This is a genomic window from Pseudomonas sp. P1_A1 (assembly GCF_056406935.1).
Window position 1 is genome coordinate 1 of the sequence record NZ_JBFTZE010000052.1, and the last position, 586, is coordinate 586.

1 protein-coding gene is annotated in these 586 nt (G+C 47.1%); it reads right to left on the reverse strand.

Annotation, left to right across the window (positions count from 1 at the left end; translation table 11 throughout):
* On the reverse strand, nt 1-586 hold a 586-nt coding region (locus AC1D2Q_RS29535), incomplete at both ends, for a PA domain-containing protein (protein WP_477815549.1).

Genomic DNA, 586 nt, shown 5'->3' on the forward strand with positions numbered 1-586 from the left:
ATAGATCACCATATCCATCACGGAACCACGCTGAACGCCAAATTCATTTTTATAGGCTCCTTTTGGATACACATCACCCGCCGAGTAACCATCATCAGCAGGATCTGAATAAATGATACAGCCAATGGCCCCATGCTCATAGGCTACCTTTGGCTTTATGCCACGCCATGAGCGGCCATATTTGGCAATTACTATTTTACCTTTTACATCAATACCCATGGCAGCCAGCTTCTCGTAATCATCGGGCAGCCCATAGTTTACAAACACCAGCTCACCATTCACATCACCATCCGCGCTCCAGGCATTATAGGTTGGCAACTGGTTGGCTTGCCCCGATGTTGCATCCTCTGCCAACGTGGGCTCTTTTAATAAAGCGGTATAGCTTGCCGGGCCTGAAAGTTCCAATACCCTTGTTTTGGGCGTAGGGTAAAGTACAGTATAGGTTTCTATATGTGCATCAAGCCCATAGCTTTTATACATGGCCAATATTTTTTCGGCTACGGCCTTGCTACCCGGCGAACCTATATTATGCGGAAATGCCGAAAGCGTTTTAATGGTTTCGCCAATACGTTGCGCGCTCAGGGAT